General features: G+C 76.7%; 6 protein-coding genes. 4 read left to right on the plus strand and 2 right to left on the minus strand.

Annotated features, from left to right (window positions below):
- From NH342_RS21360 to NH342_RS21370, 3 genes are all read left to right on the plus strand, one after another.
- On the plus strand, positions 1-374 hold a 374-nt coding region (locus NH342_RS21360), incomplete at its 5' end, for a helix-turn-helix domain-containing protein (protein WP_253018118.1).
- On the plus strand, positions 371-1,036 hold the full coding sequence (locus tag NH342_RS21365; protein ID WP_253018120.1) for a biliverdin-producing heme oxygenase: 666 nt from the start codon (positions 371-373) through the stop codon (positions 1,034-1,036). The genes NH342_RS21360 and NH342_RS21365, both read left to right, overlap by 4 nt.
- The gene (locus NH342_RS21370; RefSeq protein ID WP_253018122.1) at positions 1,033-3,402 is read left to right on the plus strand and encodes a SpoIIE family protein phosphatase; all 2,370 of its coding nucleotides are present in this window, start codon (positions 1,033-1,035) and stop codon (positions 3,400-3,402) included. The genes NH342_RS21365 and NH342_RS21370 overlap by 4 nt, the downstream gene beginning before the upstream one ends.
- A gap of 15 nt (positions 3,403-3,417) precedes the next feature.
- Here the strand turns inward: NH342_RS21370 and NH342_RS21375 are convergent, their stop codons facing one another.
- Both NH342_RS21375 and NH342_RS21380 read right to left on the minus strand, forming a co-directional pair.
- Positions 3,418-4,449: an FAD-dependent oxidoreductase gene (locus NH342_RS21375; RefSeq protein ID WP_253018124.1), complete on the minus strand. Its 1,032-nt coding sequence runs from the start codon at positions 4,447-4,449 to the stop codon at positions 3,418-3,420.
- 28 nt (positions 4,450-4,477) lie between these two features.
- Entirely contained in the window at positions 4,478-5,248 is a 771-nt protein-coding gene (locus NH342_RS21380) for a class I SAM-dependent methyltransferase (protein WP_253018126.1), read from the minus strand.
- Positions 5,249-5,356: 108 nt separating this feature from the next.
- Here NH342_RS21380 and NH342_RS24400 point away from each other — a divergent pair, with 108 nt between their 5' ends.
- Entirely contained in the window at positions 5,357-6,337 is a 981-nt protein-coding gene (locus NH342_RS24400; protein WP_253018128.1) for an ATP-binding protein, read from the plus strand.
- The last annotated feature ends 123 nt before the right edge of the window (positions 6,338-6,460 follow it).

Here is a 6,460-nt window from a genome sequence, read left to right on the forward strand (position 1 = left end):
AGGCGACCGGTGCCGCGCGGGTGGCCGCGGTCGACCCGGCCCTGGCCCCGGTCGCGTCCTGGACCGAGCTGGGCGCCTGGCGCCAGGTCGTCCGGCTCGACGGCCCGGACCCGGCCTTCGCCGCCCTGCTGGCCGACCCGGTGCTGACCCGCACCGCCGAGGTGTGGCTGGACCGGGCGGCCTCCCCCCAGCGGGCCGCCGCCGAGCTCGTGGTGCACCGGCAGACGCTGTACTACCGGCTGGGCCGGGTCGCCGAGCTCACCGGCCTGGACCTGGCCGACGGCGGGGACCGGCTGGCCCTGCACCTGGCCGTCCGCTCGGCCCGGTTGGCGGCCGCCCCCGCCGGGCCTGCTCTAGGGTCGTGGGCCTCATGAGCAGGGACGCACGCACCGACGACCGGTCCCCCGACGACGTGATGGCGGCGCTGCGCGCCGCCACCGCGGCCGAGCACCAGCAGCTCGAGGACACCCTCGACCTGATGGACGACCACCTCACGGTGGCCCGGCTGACCGCGGTGCTGCAGCGCATGCACGCCTTCTGGGTGGCCGCCGAGACCGGTCTGGACACCTGGGCCGCCACCGACCCGGGCACCGCCGAGGACCTGGACTGGGCCGGCCGGCGGCGCGCCGACCTGTTCGCCGCCGACCTGGCCGCCCTGGGCGCCGTCCCCACCGCCGACCCGGCGCCCGCCGTCCCCGCGCCGTCCTCGACCGACGAGGCGCTGGGCACGATGTACGTGCTGGAGGGCTCGACGCTGGGCGGGGTGTTCATCGACCGCCACCTGGCCTCGCTGCCCGCCCTGGCCGGCGTCGGGACGGTCCGGGCGTTCAGCCCGTACGGCGAACGGACCGGCGCCCGCTGGGCCGCGTTCCGCCGGACCACCCGCGAGCACGTGACCCGCGGGGGTGACGCGGACGCGGTCGTCGGCGCGGCACGCCGTACCTTCGTCCTGATGGCCCAGTGGTGTGCCGACGTCGAGCAGCGTGCGTCGCCGCCGTCCGAACCCGCGACCCGACGTCGAGGTGCAGCCGCGTGACCGACACCCAGCCCGTGGAGTGGCTGGCCCCCGGTACGCCGGTGGACCTGACCAACTGCGAGCGCGAACCCATCCACGTGCCGGGCAGCATCCAGCCCCGCGGCGTGCTCATCGCGGTGGGCGAGCCCGACCTGGTCGTGGAGCAGGTGTCGGAGAACCTGGCCGACGTCGTCGGGGTGGCCTGGGAGGCCGCGCTCGGCCGTCCCCTGGCGGAGGTCATCGGCACCGTGCCGGCGCAGGCGGTGGCCCGCAGCGCCTCGGCCTTCGGCGACCTCCGGGAGCGCAACCCGGTCGAGCTCACCCTCGACCTGGACGGCACGCCGGTGCCGGTGGACGCGATCCTGCACCGCATCGTGCACGACGGGTCCGGCCCCGGCCGCCTCGACGACGGCGAGCGCCGCGGGTCGAGCTCGCTGGTGGTCGAGCTCGAGCCCGCCTTCGGCCCCCGGCCCTTCAGCTTCCCGAACACCTACCAGGCCGTGCGCAGCACGATCGCCGAGCTCAACCGGGCCTCGGACCTGCAGGACCTCTACGACGTCACCGTCACCGCCGTCCGCGCCCTGACCGGTTTCGACCGCGTGATGCTCTACCGCTACGACGACGAGTACAACGGCGAGGTCGTCGCGGAGGCCCAGCACGGCGGGCTGCCCACGTTCCTGGGCCTGCACTACCCGGCCTCGGACATCCCGGCCCAGGCGCGGGCGCTGTACGAGAAGAACTGGATCCGGCTGATCTCGGAGGTGCCCTACACCCCGGCCCTCCTGCAGCCGGTCGACCACCCGGCCACCGGTGCGCCGCTGGACCTGACCTACTCGTCGCTGCGCAGCGTCTCGCCGATCCACGTGGAGTACCTGGGCAACATGGGGGTGGCCTCCTCCATGTCGATCTCGCTGCTGCGCGAGGACAGGTTGTGGGGCCTCATCGCCTGCCACCACTACGCCGGGCCGCACGCCCCGCCGTACGCCACCCGGGCCGCCGCCGAGTTCCTCGGGTCCACCCTCTCGCTGCGGCTGGTCGACCGGGCGGCCGAGGAGGAGGTCCGCCGCGCGCTGCGGGCCCGCTCCACCCTGGCGTGGCTGACCGCGGCCACCCTCGACCAGGACCGGCCGCTGGCCGAGTCGCTGCTGGGCACCCCCGACCTGCTGGACCTGGTGCCCGCCGACAGCGTGGTGGTGCACCTGGAGGGCCACAGCGCCGTCCGCGGGCTGCCGGTGCCCGAGGAGCTGGCCGCCCAGGTCGCCGAGTGGGCGGCCGGCCGGGGCGGCGACGTGGAGAGCACCGACTCGCTGCCGGTGGACGCCCCCGAGCTGGACGTGCCCGTCGAGCTGGCCTGCGGCGCCCTCGTCGTCCCGCTGCCCGAGGGCCAGTCGGTGGTGTGGCTGCGCCAGGAGAAGGTGCGGTCGATCGACTGGGGTGGCGACCCGCACCACAAGGCGGTGGTCGTCCCCGAGGGCGACGGCGTGCGCATCTCGCCCCGGCAGTCCTTCGACCGCTGGTCGGAGACCGTGCACGGCCGCTCCGAGCCGTGGACGGCGGCCGAGGTCGGCGAGGCCACGGAGCTGCGCACCAACCTGCTCGAGGCGCTCTACGCCCGCACCCGTCGGGTGGTCCGGGCCGCGGAGACCCTGCAGCGCAGCATGCTGTCCGACCCGCCGCAGCCCGACCACCTGCAGATGGCGGTGCGCTACGTGCCGGCCGCGCGCGAGGCCCAGGTCGGCGGCGACTGGTACGACGCGTTCACCCAGCCCGACGGCGCGACCGTGCTGGTGATCGGCGACGTCGTCGGCCACGACACCGAGGCCGCCGCGGTCATGGGTCAGCTGCGCGGCCTGCTGCGGGGCATCGCCTACGACAGCGGGCTCGGCCCGGCCGAGGTGCTGCACCGGCTGGACGCCGCGGTGGACGGCCTGCGGATGGAGGCCATCGCCTCGGTGCTGGTGGCCCGCCTGGAGCAGACGCCGGCCGAGCACGAGGAAGGGGTGACCCGGCTGGTGTGGTCCAACGCCGGCCACCTCCCGCCGGTCGTGCTGACCGAGGACGGCGACACGCAGCTGCTCGGCGACGGCGGTCGCGCCGACCTGCTGCTGGGCGTGGACCCGGCGGCCCCGCGGCGGGAGCACGAGTCCGTGCTGGCCCGCGGCTCGACCGTGCTGCTGTACACCGACGGCCTGGTCGAGCGCCGGGACCAGGTGTTCGACGAGGGCATCGACGAGCTGCGGCGACGGCTCGGCGGCCTGGCCGGTGCGACGGTCGAGCAGCTGGCCGACACGCTGCTGGCCGACCTGCTCCCCGAGCGGGCCGAGGACGACGTCGCACTGGTCGCCGTCCGGCTGCACGCGCAGGACCGGCCCCGACCCGACCGCTGAGCCCCGACCGGTAGATCAGGACCGCAGGGTCGTCAGCAGCTCCCGGACCGCCGAACGGCCGGCGCGGTTGGCGCCGATCGTGCTGGCCGAGGGGCCGTAGCCGACCAGGTGCAGCCGGGGCTCGGCGGCCACCCGGGTGCCGTCGACGACGATGCCGCCGCCGGGGGCCCGCAGGTGCAGCGGGGCCAGGTGGTCCAGGGCCGCCCGGAACCCGGTGGCCCACAGCACGACGTCGACGGCCAGCTCCTGCGGCGGCTCGTCCCAGGCCACCCCGGTCGGCACCATCCGGTCGAACGCGGCCCGGCGCTCCAGCACGCCCCGGGCCCGGGCGCGGCGGACCTCCTCGGTCACCGGCAGCCCGGTCACGCTGACCACGCTGGCCGGCGGCAGCCCGGCCCGGACCCGCTCCTCCACCATCGCCACGGCGGCCCGGCCGGCGTCGGCGTCGAAGTCCTCGGTGCGCCACACCGGGGGCCGTCGGGTGACCCAGGTGGTCCGGGTGACCTCCGCGACCTCCATCAGCAGCTGCAGCGCGGAGATCCCGCCCCCGACGACGAGCACGTGCTGGCCGGCGAGGTCCTCGGCCTCGGTGAACTGCGCGGCGTGCAGCTGCCGGCCGCGGAAGGTCTCCCGGCCCGGGTAGGCCGGCCAGAACGGCCGTGACCAGGTGCCGGTGGCGTTGACCAGCCCGCGGGCGGTCCAGGTGCCCTCGCTCGTCGCCAGGGCGAACCCGTCGTCGGTGCGGGTGACCCGGCGGACGGCGACCGGGCGGCGGACCGGCAGGTCGAAGGCGCGCTCGTAGTCGGCGAAGTAGCGGGCCATCGCCACCGACGCCCGCTCGGCCGGGTCGCCGGTCAGCGGCATCCCGGGCAGGTCGGCGATGCCGTTGGCGCGGTCCAGCCGCAGGGAGGCCCAGCGGTGCTGCCAGGCCCCGCCGGGGGCGGCGTCGGCGTCCAGCACGACGAAGTCGGCGCCCTCGCGGCGCAGCTGGTAGGCCGCCGACAGCCCGGCCTGCCCGGCCCCGACGACCACCACCTCCGCGTGCACGCCCGCCCCAACGCGGGCGCACCGGCGCTCATGCCCGGCGCGCCGCCACCACCAGCTCCGGGCGCAGCGCGCCCGCCGACAGCAGCGCACCGACCCGTCGCGACTGCTCCGCCGACCGCCGGTACCGCGGGTCCTCGCCGTGCCGGCGGGCGACCTCGGCGTCCACCGCGTCGGCGGCCTCCTGCCACCCGGGCGGGCTGTCCCCGAGGTCGGCCACCGTGCGGTCACGGACGTCGAACCCCGCGGCGTCGAGCAGGGCGTCGAGCTCGGGCACGGTCGGGAACGAGTTGCCCTCGGGCGCGGGCTCCGGCAACTCGTCGACGACCCGGGCGAAGACCAGCAGGCCGAGGCGGCCGCCGGGCCGCAGCACGCGGTGCAGTTCGCCCAGCGCCCCGGCCTTGTCCTCGGTGGTGCACAGCACCCCGAGGTTCCACGCGGCGCCGGTGACGCCGTCGCGCAGGGGCAGCGCCTGGGCGAGGGCGACGGCCGAGGGCAGGCCGAACAGCCGCCGGGAGGCGCGCACGGCGCCGACCATCGGCTCCAGGCACACCGGCGCCACCTGCCGCTCCCCGGCCACCCACCGGGCCGGGCCGCCCACGCCGGCCCCGCTGTCGACCAGCAGGTCGCCGGGTGCCAGGTCCAGCCGGTCGGCCAGCCAGCGCAGCGACCCCACGCTGCCCGACCCCCGGCAGCCCGCCGGGACCGCGTGCCCGGGGCCGAGTGCGCGGGCTGCCTCCTCGGTCCACGCCGCAGCGACGTCGAACTCGTCCTCCATCGCCGTGCCGTCCAGCTCGCCCATCCCCTCCGGCTGCCCGTCGCCGGGGGAGGCTGAACCGTTCCCCGGCCCGCTGGTGTGGGATCGGACGCAGCATGTGTGCAGCCGGGGATCCCGGGCACCCAGGGACCCGTGTCCTACAGCGCGGGGGTCGAGGGTGCGGCGGGAGCCGACCAGCGCGGCTACGTGCACGTCGCCCACCGCGGCGCACCCGGCCCGGGCTCGGCCGAGCTGCTGGCCCCGTGGCTGCAGCGGGGTCTCACCGACGGCGGCGCCGTCGTCCTCGCCTGCGCACCCGGTCTGCGCGGCCCGCTGCTGGACCGGCTGGGCACCGAGGGCGTGCACGTCGTGGACCCCGACGAGCTCGGCGGCCGGGCGCCCGACGCCATCGCCGGCCACACCTCCCTGGTCGACCGGCTGACGGTCGGCGGCACCCGGCTGCACCTGGTCACCGACAGCGCCCGCACCGCGCTGGGCACCCCGGCCTGGCTGCAGACCGAGGCGCTGCTCAACCACGTGCTCGCCGACCGCGCGCTGGTGCACTACTGCGTCGTCGACCCCGACCACCTCGGCGCCGACACCGAACGGGCCCTGTCCTGCCACCCGTGGACGCTCACCGCCGAGGGCGTCCTCCCCAACCCCGGCCGCAGGGACCCCGCCGAGGTGCTGCGGTCGCTGTGGTCGGCCCCGGCGCCCGACCCGCTGGAGGCCACCCCGCCGACGCTGGAGGTCGAGGACGTCGGCAGCGTGCGCCAGCTGCGCCGCGCGCTGAGCGAGAGCCTGGCCGACGGGCCGCTGGACCCCGACGACGCCGAGGACCTGGTGCTGGCCATCGACGAGGTGGTCGCCAACGCCGCCGAGCACGGCGTCCCCCCGGTCGACGTCCGGCTGTGGGTCACCGAGCAGCGGGTGCTGTGCGCGGTCGCCGACCGCGGGCAGGGCTTCGACGAGCCGCTGGCCGGCTACGGCCCCGCCCACGGCACGGACCTGTCGGTGGGCGGGATGGGCCTGTGGCTGGCCCGCCGGGCGGTGGACCGGATGACCACCGCACCGCTCGCGGACGGCGACGGCTGCGTCGTCCGGCTGGTCGTGGACCCCCGCCGCGATGTCTAATGGGGCTTACCGGGCCTCCCGTTGTCTGGAAGGTTCGGTGCCGGTAGCGGCCGGTGGGTCAGCACTCTCTTGGACTGGAACGCTCCTGATTCCTAGGCTCAGATCGTGCGCCCACCGGTCGTG

The sequence above is a fragment of the Klenkia sp. PcliD-1-E genome (assembly GCF_024124375.1).
Lineage (GTDB): Bacteria > Actinomycetota > Actinomycetes > Mycobacteriales > Geodermatophilaceae > Klenkia.

What these genes read in the sequence shown, in the direction of transcription:
- NH342_RS21365 (WP_253018120.1), top strand. Translation starts at nt 371, where the DNA reads ATGAGCAGGGACGCACGCACCGACGACCGGTCCCCCGACGACGTGATG.
- NH342_RS21380 (WP_253018126.1), bottom strand. Translation starts at nt 5,248, where the DNA reads ATGGGCGAGCTGGACGGCACGGCGATGGAGGACGAGTTCGACGTCGCT.